Source organism: Coleofasciculus chthonoplastes PCC 7420, from assembly GCF_000155555.1.
Classification (GTDB): Bacteria; Cyanobacteriota; Cyanobacteriia; order Cyanobacteriales; family Coleofasciculaceae; genus Coleofasciculus; species Coleofasciculus chthonoplastes_A.
Genome location: NZ_DS989846.1, coordinates 196,421 through 211,162, shown reverse-complemented (window position 1 = coordinate 211,162; position 14,742 = coordinate 196,421). Strand labels below are relative to the sequence as shown.

The 14,742-nt window shown below is 45.0% G+C and carries 15 protein-coding genes; 5 read left to right on the top strand and 10 right to left on the bottom strand.

Features of this window, described 5'->3' with window-relative positions; all coding sequences use genetic code 11:
- Window positions 1-112 precede the first annotated feature (112 nt).
- The 3 genes from MC7420_RS09980 to MC7420_RS09970 all read left to right on the top strand — a co-directional run bounded on the left by MC7420_RS09980 (window position 113) and on the right by MC7420_RS09970 (window position 4,138).
- The gene (locus MC7420_RS09980; protein WP_006100040.1) at window positions 113-916 is read left to right on the top strand and encodes a Uma2 family endonuclease; all 804 of its coding nucleotides are present in this window, start codon (window positions 113-115) and stop codon (window positions 914-916) included.
- 10 nt (window positions 917-926) lie between these two features.
- On the top strand, window positions 927-3,530 hold the full coding sequence (locus MC7420_RS09975) for a CHAT domain-containing protein (protein ID WP_006100106.1): 2,604 nt from the start codon (window positions 927-929) through the stop codon (window positions 3,528-3,530).
- Between the two features lie 95 nt (window positions 3,531-3,625).
- Entirely contained in the window at window positions 3,626-4,138 is a 513-nt protein-coding gene (locus MC7420_RS09970; RefSeq protein ID WP_006100209.1) for a DUF928 domain-containing protein, read from the top strand.
- Window positions 4,139-4,411: 273 nt separating this feature from the next.
- On the opposite strand, the gene MC7420_RS09965 is transcribed toward MC7420_RS09970, so the two are convergent.
- The 4 genes from MC7420_RS09965 to lepB form a co-directional block, all read right to left on the bottom strand.
- Complete coding sequence (locus tag MC7420_RS09965) at window positions 4,412-4,618, bottom strand: hypothetical protein (RefSeq protein ID WP_006100033.1); 207 nt, start codon at window positions 4,616-4,618, stop codon at window positions 4,412-4,414.
- Entirely contained in the window at window positions 4,602-5,042 is a 441-nt protein-coding gene (locus tag MC7420_RS09960; RefSeq protein WP_044206229.1) for a hypothetical protein, read from the bottom strand. The genes MC7420_RS09965 and MC7420_RS09960 overlap by 17 nt, the downstream gene beginning before the upstream one ends.
- Window positions 5,039-6,334: an AAA family ATPase gene (locus MC7420_RS09955; RefSeq protein WP_006100057.1), complete on the bottom strand. Its 1,296-nt coding sequence runs from the start codon at window positions 6,332-6,334 to the stop codon at window positions 5,039-5,041. The genes MC7420_RS09960 and MC7420_RS09955 overlap by 4 nt, the downstream gene beginning before the upstream one ends.
- A 507-nt stretch (window positions 6,335-6,841) precedes the next feature.
- Window positions 6,842-7,471: a signal peptidase I gene (gene lepB / locus MC7420_RS09950; protein ID WP_006100159.1), complete on the bottom strand. Its 630-nt coding sequence runs from the start codon at window positions 7,469-7,471 to the stop codon at window positions 6,842-6,844.
- Between the two features lie 194 nt (window positions 7,472-7,665).
- Here lepB and MC7420_RS09945 point away from each other — a divergent pair, with 194 nt between their 5' ends.
- Both MC7420_RS09945 and MC7420_RS09940 read left to right on the top strand, forming a co-directional pair.
- Window positions 7,666-8,985 carry a dihydroorotase gene (locus MC7420_RS09945; RefSeq protein ID WP_006100368.1) on the top strand — a complete coding sequence of 440 codons (1,320 nt, stop codon included), beginning with the start codon at window positions 7,666-7,668 and terminating at the stop codon, window positions 8,983-8,985.
- A 144-nt stretch (window positions 8,986-9,129) separates the two neighbouring features.
- Complete coding sequence (locus MC7420_RS09940) at window positions 9,130-9,645, top strand: DUF1499 domain-containing protein (RefSeq protein WP_006100017.1); 516 nt, start codon at window positions 9,130-9,132, stop codon at window positions 9,643-9,645.
- A gap of 68 nt (window positions 9,646-9,713) precedes the next feature.
- Here MC7420_RS09940 and MC7420_RS09935 read toward each other — a convergent pair whose 3' ends face one another.
- From MC7420_RS09935 to MC7420_RS09915, 6 genes are all read right to left on the bottom strand, one after another.
- Window positions 9,714-10,130, bottom strand: coding sequence for a hypothetical protein (locus tag MC7420_RS09935; protein ID WP_006100366.1), 417 nt, complete (start codon window positions 10,128-10,130; stop codon window positions 9,714-9,716).
- A gap of 211 nt (window positions 10,131-10,341) precedes the next feature.
- Window positions 10,342-10,869: a tetratricopeptide repeat protein gene (locus MC7420_RS09930; protein ID WP_006100325.1), complete on the bottom strand. Its 528-nt coding sequence runs from the start codon at window positions 10,867-10,869 to the stop codon at window positions 10,342-10,344.
- A 40-nt stretch (window positions 10,870-10,909) separates the two neighbouring features.
- On the bottom strand, window positions 10,910-11,692 hold the full coding sequence (locus MC7420_RS09925; protein ID WP_006100067.1) for a transporter substrate-binding domain-containing protein: 783 nt from the start codon (window positions 11,690-11,692) through the stop codon (window positions 10,910-10,912).
- A 218-nt stretch (window positions 11,693-11,910) separates the two neighbouring features.
- On the bottom strand, window positions 11,911-12,267 hold the full coding sequence (gene rplT / locus MC7420_RS09920; protein WP_006100089.1) for a 50S ribosomal protein L20: 357 nt from the start codon (window positions 12,265-12,267) through the stop codon (window positions 11,911-11,913).
- 178 nt (window positions 12,268-12,445) lie between these two features.
- Window positions 12,446-12,643, bottom strand: coding sequence for a 50S ribosomal protein L35 (rpmI, locus tag MC7420_RS36725; protein WP_006100150.1), 198 nt, complete (start codon window positions 12,641-12,643; stop codon window positions 12,446-12,448).
- A 178-nt stretch (window positions 12,644-12,821) separates the two neighbouring features.
- Window positions 12,822-14,741, bottom strand: coding sequence for a tetratricopeptide repeat protein (locus tag MC7420_RS09915; protein ID WP_006100245.1), 1,920 nt, complete (start codon window positions 14,739-14,741; stop codon window positions 12,822-12,824).
- Window position 14,742: the final 1 nt, after the last annotated feature.

The window sequence follows — 14,742 nt, the reverse complement described above, 5'->3', positions numbered from 1 at the left end:
GAGGAACGCAGAGGTTTTCGCTTCAGGTAGCAGAGGTGATTGAAGGATGGGGAGATAATTTTATAGAATGGGGGAAATAACTGGAAATGATCGGACAAAGGACGAATGACAAATGACAATAGTAACTCGTACTGATTTACCCCCAGCATTTCCTGATCATACTCAACTTCCTGAATCAGATGGTACGTTTGTGAAAAATTTTCAGGCGCATCCTCAAAGCATTATTTTAACCGATTCTATTGGCTCAGTTTTACGGCAACTTCATCCTGATGGTCAATATGCTATTGGACAAGATTGTGGTATCTACTGGCGTGAAACTGACCCCCCAGAAAAAGGGGCTGAAGCACCGGATTGGTTCTATGTTGCTAATGTTCCGCCGCTGCTGAATGGAGAAATTCGCCGTTCTTATGTTTTATGGCGAGAATTCATGGCACCAACGATTGCGATTGAGTTTCCTAGTGGAAATGGAGAAGAGGAACGGGATGCTACACCTTTATCAGTTTCGGCTGAGGGTAAAACTACGAAACCGGGTAAATTCTGGGTTTATGGACATATTATTCGCATTCCTTACTATGCCATTTACGAAATTAAAAATGGCAAATTAGAAGTGTATCATCTGCAAGATTTTTCCTATCAACGGATAGAACCTAATGAACGGGGTCATTATTCTATTCCACCGTTAGAAGTCGAACTCGGACTTTGGCAGGGAACGTATCAAAATCAAACCCAACTCTGGCTGCGCTGGTGGGATAGTGAGGGCAATCTTTTACTAATTGGTGAAGAACGGGCTGAATTGGAACAGCAACGAGCGGAAAACGAACGACAACGAGCGGAACAAGCCGAACAAAAAGCGGCAAAATTAGCTGCACGATTACGGGAAATGGGGATTGACCCGGATGCTGACGACTTAGAGTAAATGAGGGGTTATGAAACGGTTAAGAAGAAGCAGTAAAAAGCAACTATTTTTCTGGGGATTAGTCCTAGTCACTTGCTTCGTGGTGGTGACGGTTCGTCCTGTCGCGGCACAGTATTCTTCTAACCGTTTTTTGACCTCTCCCCCTACCCCTCTCCTACAAGGAGAGGGGAGACAAATAGATACTTCTAACCTTGTCAGTCAAGGTAAAATCAATGAGGAATCTGGACATTTAGCTGATACAATAAAGACTTGGCAAGAGGCGGTAAAGGATTATGAAAAAGCTGGCGATCGCATGAATCAGGCGTTAGCGTTACATTACTTATCCTTAGCCTATCAAGACGGGGGACAATGGCAACAAGCAGAAGCGGCGATTAAGCAAAGTCTTGACTTACTCCAACCCCAAGCCAATCCCGCGATTCTAGCCCCCATTTTAAATACCAAAGGGAGTCTGCAACTAGCAATGGGACAACCGCAGGCGGCGCTAGACACCTGGAAACAGGCGGAAACGGTTTACGCCCAAGCCGATGATCAGATGGGGGTATTGGGGAGCAAAATTAATCAGGCTCAAGCATGGCAAAGTTTGGGAATGGTTCAGCGATCGCGGCAACTTCTCGAATCGGTACAGCCACAGCTAACCACCCAACCGGATTCTATCATGAAAGCCACTGGATTACGTAGTCTGGGTAGGGTCTGGGAAGCTATCGGTGATTTGCCAGCCGCCCAGACTATTTTACAAGAAAGTTTAGCTGTAGCACAACGCCTTAATTCTGCCCCCGATATCAGTGCAGCTTTGCTAAGTTTAGGTAATATTAGCCGCAATTTTGCAGAAATGCCAGCCGCATTAGCCTACTATCAACAAGCCGCCGAAATCGCCACGACTCCTCTATCTCAAGTCCAAGCAAAACTCAACCAACTTAAGCTACTAATTCATTTAGAACAGTTTACCGACGCCCAAGAATTAGTTCCCCAAATTCAACGTAATTTGTCCCAGTTGTCTCCGAGTCGAGAGACGATTTATGCCCAGGTTAACTATGCCGAACGTTTAATCGAACTCGTCGAAACTGCCGACTTGCACCCTCAAGAAATCAATTATAAAACTATCGCCCAACAGTTAGCCGATACCCTGAAAGCGGCAAAACGCTTAAATGATAAACGGGCAGAATCGCTGAGTTTAGGCATCCTCGGAAAAGTATACGACAAAACCCAACAATGGTCTCAAGCTCAAGATTTAACCGAACAAGCCCTATTTTTGTCTCAGAGTATCAACGCTGCTGATTTATCCTATCAATGGGACTGGCAACTGGCACAAATCCTGACAAAGGTGGGCGATAAAAAAAGCGCGATCGCGGCAAATAAACAGGCATTTGATACAGTACAATCCTTACGGGGGGATCTGGTTGCCATGAATGCAGATGTGAGATTTTCCTTTCAAGAGGAAATCGAACCCATTTATCGTCACCTCGTTAGTCTTTTATTAGACTCTCCCTCACCCGAACATCTGCAACAAGCCCGGACTGTGATTGAATCCCTACAACTAGCGGAACTAGAAAACTTTTTCCGCACCGCCTGTTTAGAAACGCAAGCCGAACAAATTGATACCGTCATCGAAAAAGGTGATACGAAAGCGGCGGTGATTTACCCAATTATTTTACCCAACCGTTTAGCGGTAATTCTTTCCTTACCCGGACACCCTCTACAGACTTACCACACCAATGTATCTTCCCCAGACATTGAAGCCACAATCAGCCGTTTACGCCAAACCATGAATCCGGCGTTATCGAATAAAGAACGGCTCAAGCTATCCCAAACGGTTTATGATTGGCTAATTCGCCCGATTGACAATCAATTAGCCAGTAACCAGATTAAAACCTTAGTCTTTGTTCTGGATGGCGTTTTGCGTAATATACCCATGACAGCCCTCTATGATGGCAACCAGTATTTGATTGAAAAATACAGTGTAGCGTTAACACCAGGATTGCAGTTACTTGAACCGCGATCACTCAAACAAGTTCCCCTATTTTCTTTAACAGCAGGATTAACGGAAGCCCGTCAAGGGTTTCTTCCCTTACCGGCGGTTAAGCAAGAAGTTAAAGAAATTAGTGATGATTTACCTTCAGAGATTCTATTGAATGAAACCTTTACTCATGCCAAAATAGAAAAGGAACTCAAAAACCATTCTGTTAACATTCTCCATCTTGCCACCCATGGTCAGTTTAGTTCGCAACCCAAAGACACCTTTATTCTTACCTGGGATAAACGCCTCAATGCCAATACTTTATCTCAATTGCTTAAAACGAGAGAACAAAGCAATTCTGAACCGATTGAACTATTAGTTCTCAGTGCTTGTCAAACGGCGACTGGAGACAAACGAGCCGCTTTAGGATTAGCTGGATTAGCGGTGCGTTCTGGCGCTCGCAGTACAATTGCTACGCTTTGGTCAGTGAATGACCAATCCACTGCCGATACCATGATTAAATTTTATCGCCATTTGCGCCAAGGTGATGGCAACCGAGCGGAAGCCCTGCGGCAAGCTCAGTTATCATTATTAAAGCAAGAAGCCTATCAGCATCCCTATTACTGGGCACCTTTTGTTTTAGTGGGAAACTGGCTGTAATTCTTAATCAGAAAAAGCAGGGTTCAAAAACGTATTATTTTGGGGTCAGAGGTTGCTCAATTCGACAAAACATAAATCCGAGGAGGATTGAAATCATGAACGTAGTTAAATCTTTATCCCTATTCGGCATTGCTCTATCCTTGGAAGTGTTAGTCGTTCCGGATTTAATGGCACAATCTGACTCAATTAATACCCAGTTGTGGGTAACATTTGAGCCGCCCAAAGAAGGCACTCCATACGATACAACTGGTGGCGCATCTCGGGGAACCTGTCCGGGGGATGAACTGATGGACAATGAAAGCTTATCCTCGTTAATGCCCACCCATAGCGAAACGGATGTTAAACGTCCCAGTTTTGCTGTATATCTTCCCAAAACCGGAGCTAAACAAGTATTTTTTAGCTTAAAAGATGCTGATGAAGACTATTTTTATCAGACACAACTGCCACTACCGACAACTCCGGGTACGTATCGTTTAGAGTTGCCAACCGATGCTCCAGCAATAGATTCTAATAGAGAATATCGGTGGTCTATAGGGTTGATATGTGGGCAAGCCGTCGATCCTAATGATCCTAGAGTTGGTGGGATGATTCTGTATAGGAGTCCCTAGTGCAAGAAGGCAGAAATAACGCCAACAGCTAACATCTCCCCCCGCGATTGCCTTACCAATAAGGCGGAGGATCGGTTGTAGGTTGAGTTGACGCTTGTTCCCCAACCAAACTCATTATCCCAGATCCCCGACTTCTTGAAGAAGTCGGGGATCTTGCTTGGACTTGGTAGTAGTATGAGTAAGGTGATTAGATCACGGTAAAATAAGTCTGGGTTAAACTATCAGCATTCACCTGATTGAGAATAGCTAACACCGTATTATCTGCCGATTTAATTAAGGTATTCCTAGGTCGATGCTATCAGGAATAATCACACCGTTCTCGTCAAAGTCAACCACCAAGCGACCCACGTATTTATAGTTCCCATCGGTGTTAACCACAGCAACGGGATTGCCGTCAGATTCGGATTCACTACCCGGTGATTGAGGCGACGTAGGGGCGCATAGACGTGCGCCCTTTTCCCGGCTATGAATTCCCCTCATAAGTATAGGAAATTTCTCCATTCTTTATAAAGAGTTTAGCATTATATTTTTGTTTAAACTTTTTCTTTAGATTCTGTATTTCCGTTGAGTTAATTGGACATCTTGTGCTTGAAATAAAGCAGAGTTTAATGAGAGATTTACAATTACAGGACAACAACTCAATCCCTCGTTCAATTTGCTCCACTGCATGCTGAACATTAGAACCTTTTAACTCAATATAAACCTCTTCTTCATTGGGCAATATGAGCAAATAGTCGCATCTGATACCTTCTTTAATCACACAATCATCTACCTGAACAACTTTTATCGTAGCCCGATTGGGATTATGCAGTCGAAATTTACTTCGTTTATTTCGACTTCCAGGATCAGTCACAACAATATTGGTATCACTCTTGATTGTTTCACATCCGGCAAAATTTTTCATGGATTGATATCGAGGAGTTGATCAAACTGAATGGCTAGTTCATTTGATACGTCATCAATAATATTCGTATCTATTAATCCGGTTTCAAGATCAAGAATGGAATGGCAATAACCATCCGCTAAAGAATAGACAGCCAGATCATTAGGATCAAGGAATCTGGATGTCGGAACATAACGAGCTATTTCTTTTTTCTTTTCTTCAGTAGCATTAGCCGCCAAGAATCCGGCTTGAATAAGATTATTGAAAGCCGTTAATATATAAGGACTATGAGTTGTAATGAAAAACTGTAAGTTATCTTTCCCAGAGTTATAGACTGTAGAAATTAGCTCCACCATATCTCTCTGAGCGGCTGGAAAAATATGTGCCTCTGGCTCCTCAATATATATTGATTGACCCCCTATTTTGGTGGGTTTAGACAATGCAATTGATCTAAGAATAAGAGCTAATGGCAAGACTTCTTGCTGTCCCGAAGAAGAATTTGAAACACTAATCTTTCTGCCTCCATCCATCTCCAGATAGTCTTCCCCATCTTCTTGAAAATACTTGCCGCAAAGAATTTTTGTATTGAGTATAGCTATTTCCTTATTTAACTGTTTATTATCGCTCCTTCTTCCCAACCTTTCTAGTCTAATCGGATTTTTTACTCTTTCATAGTAATTCCCGAACTCAACCAGAAATGGATCGACAGCTTTGTTCTCAGATAAAAAAGTGAATATACTACTTTTTAGATTCGCAAAAAATGATCGACCTGCTGGAATATATAATTGTGTGAACGTGACAACTTGAGGAACTTTTTTGGCTACATCACGCAAAAATGATCGCTGTATATCATAGATAATATTGAAACGAGAGAGAACACTAACTGGCATATCTTGTTCAGCGGCTTTCTCATTTTGTTTCTGAATGATAGTTCTCAAATAAACAAATTCATCTTTAAAGAATTCTGAATAGTTAAGTACCACTTCCGGTGAGCTGTTCTTGTTTTTTCGTTTTCGGTAAATCTCAATAAAATCTTCACCGACATAATAACAAATTCTAAAATTTGCGTTTCCCCAGGATGATGACGGGAAATATTCATAAAATCGGCTTTTGAAATCTTGATCAAGCTCTTTTTTATATTTTGATCGTTCTGCTGCGTTAAGGATTTCAGATATAAAGCTCTTGAAGTAGAAGAGTAACTTGGCGACGACACTCTTCCCGCTGGCTTGGGGACCAATCAAAATATTAATGGGTTTGACATCTAGCGTAATATCTTTAATTCCCACAAAATCTTTAATTTCAATTCTTTCCATAATTCAATATCAGTAATATACTCTCAGCTTAGTGACAAAAGTGTTATCAGATAAGAGGTTCAGCCATCACAGCAGAAGATTGTATCCAGTAGGATTTTAACCGATCATCGTTCACACTATTACTGGATAAGGCGTTAAGCTAATTGTAGTACATCAGCATCAGAGAAATTTCAGTATAAAATTTTCACCCAAATACAGCAAATTTCTCTGCGTACCTCTGCACCATCCTTTGCGTACCTCTGCGTTAAAAAAATATAATATGAGTGCGAAGTCTCATGTACGGTTCTCAGGGGAGGGGAGAGGGGCGACCCTCAAACTTTACCCGACCATTACGCCCAGAAAACATAAGAAATTAGGGCTAAGGTTCCCTACTACGAACCCAAGCTAATCTACCCAATTAGGTGTGCCACGCCACTACAAAAGTGACATGCGTATCAGGTCATACAGAAAAGGGGAGAAATTTCTCCCCTGCTCCTCGGCTCTCCTGCAAGCTTCACCGAAAACGTTTTAGTTTACTGGCTGTTGAATCTGGGTTGAAGGAGAGGCGTCTGGAGCCACAGATTCGATCACATCGACTTCACCTACCCGATTGAGGGGCCAAAAGCGGACGATCGCTCGTCCAATAATCTTGTCACGCGGGACAAAACCCCAATAGTGAGAATCGTAGCTATTATTGCGATTATCTCCCAACACCAAATAATTGTCCTCAGGTACAGTCACCGGTCCGTAGCTGTATTCGGGTTCCTCTTCGATATATTGTTCCCGCAAGGCTTGATCATTGACATAGACTCGTCCTCCCTTCACCTCCACGGTTTCGCCAGGAAGACCAATCACTCGCTTGATAAAGGCGTCTTTGAAATTTTGCTGTTTGAGCGCCTCTGTGGGAGAAAAGACCACAATATCTCCGCGCTGGGGTTGACGGAAGTTATAGCTAATCTTATCAATAATCAAGCGATCGTTAATCTGGAGGGTGGGTTCCATAGAACCTGAAGGGATATATCGCGCTTCTGCCACAAAGCTGCGAATCCCGATCGCGAGAAAAACACTCAAGCCAATGGTCTTGAATCCCTCTACCCAGGGATTTTCTGGCTTTTGTACCGATTGTTTTTCAGGGTCTCGATTTTGGGCACGAGTCATAGCCGTTGAATCACCTTAAGCAATCACGAGTTGGACGATGGAGGAAAATAAGCGGAGGAAAATCAGCCGATTAGTCGGCTCATCTCTTCCAATGTAACCGAAGCGGTTATAACCGACGGGGTTCCTCTAGTAACTGGACAAAATTCGCTCTAAAGTAGGAATACTGAAGCTATTGGGAATTTTAGCATTTTCTTATGTCCTCTGACTCAAGCTTACTCATCCGCCATGCTCGTATTCTCATGCCCACAGGGGACATTTTGCTGGGAGATGTCCTCACTCGTGGTCAAGAAATTGTCCAGATTGCCCCAGACATCTCAGCTTCGGCAGATAGGGAAATCGACGCAACGGGGTTAACATTGTTGCCGGGAGTCATCGATCCACAAGTTCATTTTCGCGAACCGGGCTTAGAACATAAGGAAGACTTATTTACCGCCAGTTGTGCTTGTGCCAAGGGAGGCGTTACTTCATTTCTGGAAATGCCCAACACTCGCCCCCTAACCACAACTCAAGCCGCACTAGACGATAAGCTAAAACGGGCAGCCGATAAGTGCTTAGTTAACTACGGCTTTTTTATTGGCGCCACACCCGCAAATTTGCCTGATCTGCGTGAGGCACAGCCGACCTGTGGGATTAAGATATTTATGGGTTCGATGCGTGGGGGGCTATTAGTGGATAGCGAGGAAGCCCTCGACCCAATTTTTGCCGAGGGAAGCCGACTAATTGCGGTTCATGCTGAAGATCAACAGCGAATCCGGGAACGGCGGGAAAAATTTGCTGGAATTAATGACCCGGCGATTCACTCCCAGATTCAGGATAATCAAGCCGCCCTAAATGCGACTCAACTGGCGCTGAAACTCTCGAAAAAATATCAGCGACGGCTGCATATTCTGCATCTGTCTACCGGGGAGGAAGCCGAGTTACTCCGTCGAGATAAACCCAGTTGGGTAACGGCTGAAGTCACCCCCCAACACTTGCTCCTCAATACCAGCGCCTACGAGAAAATCGGCACATTGGCGCAAATGAACCCTCCCTTGCGATCGCCCCAGGATAATGCCACTCTTTGGCAAGCGCTATTAGATGGCGTCATTGACTTTATTGCCACGGATCACGCACCCCATACCCTAGAAGAAAAAGCCCAAACCTATCCCAATAGTCCCTCAGGAATGCCAGGAGTGGAGACATCCTTAGCCTTAATGCTCACCCAAGCCATACAAGGACGCTGTACCCTTGCCCAAGTCTCCAACTGGATGTCTACGGCTGTAGCTAAAGCCTATCGCATTCCCAACAAAGGCGCGATCGCTCCCGGTTATGATGCCGATTTGGTCTTAGTAGACTTAGAAAATTACCATCCGGTGCGGCGAGAGGAACTCTTAACTAAATGTGGTTGGAGTCCCTTTGAAAGCTGGAATTTGACTGGATGGTCAGTGATGACTATTGTGGGGGGTCAAGTGGCTTATGAACGGGGAAAACTGCACACAGAGGTACGCGGTCAAGCCTTGAGGTTTGATGGGTAAAACTGTGACTCTTCCTTTGGCTCAGTAATAAACCGTCTGCTTTAGAGTCTTCTACCCTCTGCCTTTTGCTATCCCTCAAACCCACCCTGTCTGAATGATTAATTAAGGCAAAGGACAAATGACGAATGACAAAGGACAAATACTATGACATTAGAAGCGCAAAAGCGATCACCACTTAAAGCTATTTTGATCGTCTTAATTGCTTTAATTTTAATTGTTTCTGCCTCTATAGGCGTAACCTTAACTGTTTCAGGAGGAGATATGTTTGCTGGAAAACGACCCACGAATCTTGGTGTTGAGTCAGGGAAGTTAACTACCTGTCCCGAAACGCCAAACTGTGTCAATAGTCAAGCTCAAGATGCCCAACATAAAATTGATCCGTTAACCTACAAATCAGCACCAGTTAAGGCAATAGCTGACCTGAAAACCGTGATTGAGAACATGGAAAGAACCAAAATTATCACGGAATCAGAGAATTATCTCTACGCCGAATTCGCGACTAAGCTGATGGGGTTCGTCGATGACGTAGAATTTTTCCTAGATGAAGAAGCGAATGTTATCCATGTTCGTTCAGCATCGCGTTTAGGACAATCCGATTTAGGCGTCAACCGCAAACGAGTGGAAACCATTCGCGCCAAATTCAACGAACTGCAAACCTAACAGGACTTACGCACAAACGCCACATATAGTAGGGGTACGGCAATGCCGTCCCCCTACAGGTAGTGCCTTCACTGCTTTTTCATGTCACGAGCCATTTTGCGGAACATATCCATGCTGGAATCCCTAGAGTCAGCGCGGCGGCGCTCAAAACTGTTTGGCTGTGACTCACTTACTTGCTGGTTTTGAGGAGTTTGCAACGGTTCAGGAGTGGCGCTGATTTGCTTATTGGAACGGATGACTTGCCCAAAAGCCGAGGTTTCGACCTCCTGCTGTAAGCCCTCCCCTAGGTTGTCTTTTTTCTTAGCAAACCGCTTCTTTACAGATGTGGGCGATCGCATATAGTTAATATCACCGAACGTCTTGGCGTCGTCTGGCTCTAAGAAGTAGGATCGCCGTTTTTGGGCTTCTGCGGCTTGTTCCGCTTCGTCTGTCTCCTCATCGACGTACTTGCTCTTTAACCCAAATAAATTACTTAGAAATCCCATAGCGAACTAATCCTGCCCTTAATTGATTACCTTTGTTACTTTATGTTAACAATAATTAATAATTATGTAAATGTTGTTCTAAAACTAGCTGAGTGAGGTAATAAACTGTGTAGTTCTTCTGCACTACATTGATCAGCGATAGCCTGTCAACCTGTAGAGACGTTGCAGGCAACGTCTCTACAGGATCTATGTAGTTCAAGCCGCAGAAAATTTAGCTGGATGGCACTAGCCGCTTGCGGAGGGATTCAGCTCGCCGCTTCGCCGTATCATTCTTCGGTTCATGCTTAATCGCTGTTTCATACGCCTCTAACGCTTGAGCGGTTAGCTGCTTGCGCTCGTAAACGTGACCCAAGTTATTGAGAGCTGTCACATAATCTGGCTCTAGTTTTAAGGCTTCCTTATACTGGCGAATGGCAATATCGTACTGATCTTGGGCAAAGTAGGCAAAACCGAGAGCATTATGAACCGGAGCTAGATTGGTTTCCTCAGCATCCGGAGCTTTAAGTCCCTTTTGGAATAGAATAACGGCTTGAGCAAAGAGTTTCTTGTCCAGATAGATACTACCCAACTCGTAGTAGTCTTGGACTGATCCTCGCTCTTTTTGCAGCTTTTGCTCCAGCTTGGAGAGGGTGCTTTCGATTTTACGGGTTTTGAACACTTGGCGAATTACTGCCAAAGCTGCAACGCCAAGCAGGACTAACAATATGATTAGATAAATTTGTGGCAGGGTTTCATCCATAATCCTGTGCAACTTATACGGGACGGGTTTCAATCTTTTATCATGGTAAACCCCAAGCGGCAGCGCGTTCAGCTAACCACCCTTCGGCGTGCCAACGTTCGATCGCCTGATTGACTTGTTGTCGCAGTTCGGTATATTGCAATCCTTTAGGCATTACTATCGCCAAAGCTGCACCAGATAAGCGATAGGGGAGCAATCGATAGTCTGGGTATTGCTGTACCCATCCAGTCAAAACCGTCTGATCAGCAGCAAAGGCGTTGGCTTCTCCCGCCTCAAGGAGAAATAACGCTTCTTGGTAGGAGTCAACGCCGACTAATTGGGCATTGGGTAAAGCATACTTGATCACTGGGATTGTACTCGAACCCTTGATCACCGCGATGGTTTGGTTGTCTAAATCACTCAACAGATTAATTGAGGCATCGTTCGTGATAATTCCTGCACCATCTAAATAATAGGGGATACTGAAATCGACCAAGCGGGCGCGGGAATCCGTTACCGTTACTCTAGCGATCGCAATATCAACCTGATCTTCAACTACCACACTCAAGCGATCGCGATTTGCCACTGGCTGCAAAACAACAGCCTCTGGACTCCCTAGCAATTCTTTAGCCAGTCGTCGGGCGATATCAATTTCTAGTCCTTGTAGGCTTCCCGTCGCATCGCGAAAGCCCAAGGGACGCAAATTATCTTTTACCGCAACAATTAATTGACCCCGTTGCTCAATTTCTGCCAATTCAGCCGGATAAGCGGATGGAGGTTGTAAAACAGCCACCCCCATCAATCCAAGTACCACACCGACATTAAAAAACCTTTGGGCGATCATCTATCTGGGATTAGGGATTGGTGATTGGAGATTAGGAAAACCTTCGCAACACTCGATATAACCTGGTTTGTAGGGGCGGGTTTAGGGACTTTCGTTTCACTATTATTGATGATAACGTTGCTTCAAAACCCGCCCTCTGATCCCCCTGCTCCCAGACGTGCCATGGCACGTCTCTACATTGCTCCCTCTGGGATCTCAACCGACAAACTCTAACGAACTTACTTCGCGCCCTGGCTAGCAAGTTCTACAACCTTTTGAAAGCTGGCGGGATCTAACACAGCTAATTGTGCCAACATCTTGCGATTGATCTGAATATTCGCCTTTTTCATCTGACCCATAAGCTGACTGTAGCTTATGCCATTCTGACGAGCCGCTGCATTAATCCGAGTAATCCAGAGGCGGCGAAAATCCCGCTTGCGCTTGCGGCGATCGCGATAAGCGTTCCGCAGTGCTTTCATCACCTGTTGATTTGCTGTACGGAAGAGTTTGGAGTGAGAACCCCGATATCCTTTCGCCAGCTTGAGAACTTTCTTGCGTCGTTTACGGGCGACGTTACCGCGTTTTACTCTTGTCATTAACTCTTCCTAATTGATACAAGCTAGATGGTTATACCTGCCACGGTTAGAGTCTGTCATTCTGAACGAAGCGATAGCGGAGTGAAGAATCTCACCAGATGTTTCGCTGCACTCTGTTCGATTCAGTATGACAAAAGCTCAATTTGTGACCATAAACAGTATATTCGTCTAAAGCAGTCTAAAAATAGGGAAGCATCAGGCGCACATTATCGGCATCCCTTTCATTGACTAAGCTCAGTTTCGACAGACGCCGCTTCCGTCCGGAGTTTTTGCGCTCCAGCAAGTGGCTCTTAAACGCCTTGCGTCGTCTAATTTTACCGTTTCCGGTGGGTCGAAAACGTTTCGCGGCTGCTCTACGGCTTTTCAGTTTCGGCATAAACAACTTTGAATAAGGACACAATCTATAATTGTACTACTCTTCTTGCGGTCTGTAGATGAGGGCTTTTTCGAGATACCTTAATTCTCACGCCGCCTAGGATATGCAGCGAGGAGCCCCGACAACCATTGATTATAGTTTCTATCCAAAATCATAAAAACTTTTAAAAGGCTCACACTTAGTTTGGCGAGGGAGTCACTCTAGACAGTTGAGACTGCGCCGCTTCATAACAATCCAGCTTACCTAGATTACGGCAAAGTTGAGCCGCCTGCTGTAAATCGTTGATCGCGGCTAATCGATTTCCCAGTTGGGCTTGGGCTAACCCTCGTTCGTAGTAAGCTAAAGCATAATCAGGATTTCGTTCAATCGCTTGGGTGTAATCCGCGATCGCACCTAGAGTATCTTCTATTTCCTGACGGGCTACTCCTCGGTTATAGTAAGCGTCTGCCGCCTCTGGATTCAATTGAATCGCTACTGTATAATCCGTTATCGCCCCGCGACTATCTCCTCGACGCTGACGGGCTAAACCACGGTTTTGATAAGCTAGGGCTTGATTAGGTCGTAAATTAATCGCGGTGGTACAGTCGTCAATCGCACCCTTTTGATTACCTAAATTAGAACGAGAACGACAGCGTTTCAGGTAAGCCGTGACCAGATTGGGTTTAAGTTGAATGGCTTGGGTATAATCATTAATGGCAGCTTGTTCGTGTCCTAAGTCGGCTTGGATTTGACCTCGATTCACCCAGGCTGGGGTAAAATTCGGGTCACGTTGCAAGACTTGGGTATAATCAGCCTTAGCCCCTTGGCGATCGCCTAACTCCAAGCGCAGATTTCCTCGTTGGTAATAGGCGTCCGCATTTTGGGGATTGAGTTGAATCGCCTGAGTCAAATCAGCCAAGGCGGACTGAGTTTTTCCCTGATTCGCGTAAATCTTTCCCCGATAATAGTAAGCTGTCGCATTTTGCGGCTGATAGGTAATCGCTTGAGAATAGTAGTCAATCGCCGCCTCAGGCTGTTGTTGTTGTTCTTGTAGAGACGCGCCATGGCGCGTCTCTACAGTTTTTCCTTGGTGGAGAAAGTATTGCGCCATTAGGCGTTGCGGAAGGCGCAGGGTATAAGCCAGAACTAACGCCATGATTCCTACTAATCCGATCGCCGTGAGGATAACCCAGGGTTTAAACTGACGACTGGGATAGGTAACTGTGGCGATCGCCGGATTGATATCCGGTAACGAGGGTAAAGAAAATTGAGTAACAGTGTTCCTCTCCGGGATACGACTAAGATCCGCCAGCACTGTTCTAGCTTGGTGATAACGGTTCTGGTGATCATCATGCACCATTTTCTCTAGAATAGCGGCTAACTCTGGGCTAACTTGGGTGTAAGCTTGCCAAGCGCTGGTTTCAGGTTGACCCTGGTTTGCTTGTTTGAGTTCTGCTAAATCGCTGACGGATAATCCAGTCATCGCTTGAATGGCGATAATCCCCAAGGCGGACAAGTCACGATTAACGTGGAGGGGTTCTGGGAATGGTTTGGAGGAGTGATCAACAAAAGTCGGATTGGGGGGATTGGGGGCTAATTTGTGGAATGACTGGGCGATTTGGAGACTCAATTGGTGGATAATTCCCCAGGTTGTTAGCACTAATTTGTCATCTCCTTGGCGGCGGATAATTGTAGAAGGTTTGAGGTTTCCCAAAACTGCACCCTGTTTATGGACAAACACTAAGAGGTTGAGGAGTTCGTTTAACAGGCTAATCACCTGATTTTCGGTCAGCGGATCACCGGGTATGAGTTCGTCAGTTAAAGGATGACCGCGAATAAACTCTTGAACGAGATAAAACTGATTTATTTGGGCAAACGAGGTGATCAATCGGGGAATTTGGTCATGTTGACCCAGCTTTTTCAGCAATTCTGAGGTTTTTTCCAGACGGCTGAGAATCGATGATCGAGTTGGAGAGGAGTTCGGCGGGAGTCGAATTTGCTTGACCACGCATTTAGGATGCTGGGGAGAGTGAATATCTACCACTAAATAAGTGCGACCCAATTCATCGGTATCCAGGACTTTAATGAATTGGTAACGTCTTGCTAAGAGTTTGCCCATA

What these genes read in the sequence shown, in the direction of transcription:
- MC7420_RS09980 (WP_006100040.1), top strand. Translation starts at nt 113, where the DNA reads ATGACAATAGTAACTCGTACTGATTTACCCCCAGCATTTCCTGATCAT.
- MC7420_RS09975 (WP_006100106.1), top strand. Translation starts at nt 927, where the DNA reads ATGAAACGGTTAAGAAGAAGCAGTAAAAAGCAACTATTTTTCTGGGGA.
- MC7420_RS09970 (WP_006100209.1), top strand. Translation starts at nt 3,626, where the DNA reads ATGAACGTAGTTAAATCTTTATCCCTATTCGGCATTGCTCTATCCTTG.
- MC7420_RS09965 (WP_006100033.1), bottom strand. Translation starts at nt 4,618, where the DNA reads ATGAGGGGAATTCATAGCCGGGAAAAGGGCGCACGTCTATGCGCCCCT.
- MC7420_RS09960 (WP_044206229.1), bottom strand. Translation starts at nt 5,042, where the DNA reads ATGAAAAATTTTGCCGGATGTGAAACAATCAAGAGTGATACCAATATT.
- MC7420_RS09955 (WP_006100057.1), bottom strand. Translation starts at nt 6,334, where the DNA reads ATGGAAAGAATTGAAATTAAAGATTTTGTGGGAATTAAAGATATTACG.
- lepB (WP_006100159.1), bottom strand. Translation starts at nt 7,471, where the DNA reads ATGACTCGTGCCCAAAATCGAGACCCTGAAAAACAATCGGTACAAAAG.
- MC7420_RS09945 (WP_006100368.1), top strand. Translation starts at nt 7,666, where the DNA reads ATGTCCTCTGACTCAAGCTTACTCATCCGCCATGCTCGTATTCTCATG.
- MC7420_RS09940 (WP_006100017.1), top strand. Translation starts at nt 9,130, where the DNA reads ATGACATTAGAAGCGCAAAAGCGATCACCACTTAAAGCTATTTTGATC.
- MC7420_RS09935 (WP_006100366.1), bottom strand. Translation starts at nt 10,130, where the DNA reads ATGGGATTTCTAAGTAATTTATTTGGGTTAAAGAGCAAGTACGTCGAT.
- MC7420_RS09930 (WP_006100325.1), bottom strand. Translation starts at nt 10,869, where the DNA reads ATGGATGAAACCCTGCCACAAATTTATCTAATCATATTGTTAGTCCTG.
- MC7420_RS09925 (WP_006100067.1), bottom strand. Translation starts at nt 11,692, where the DNA reads ATGATCGCCCAAAGGTTTTTTAATGTCGGTGTGGTACTTGGATTGATG.
- rplT (WP_006100089.1), bottom strand. Translation starts at nt 12,267, where the DNA reads ATGACAAGAGTAAAACGCGGTAACGTCGCCCGTAAACGACGCAAGAAA.
- rpmI (WP_006100150.1), bottom strand. Translation starts at nt 12,643, where the DNA reads ATGCCGAAACTGAAAAGCCGTAGAGCAGCCGCGAAACGTTTTCGACCC.
- MC7420_RS09915 (WP_006100245.1), bottom strand. Translation starts at nt 14,741, where the DNA reads ATGGGCAAACTCTTAGCAAGACGTTACCAATTCATTAAAGTCCTGGAT.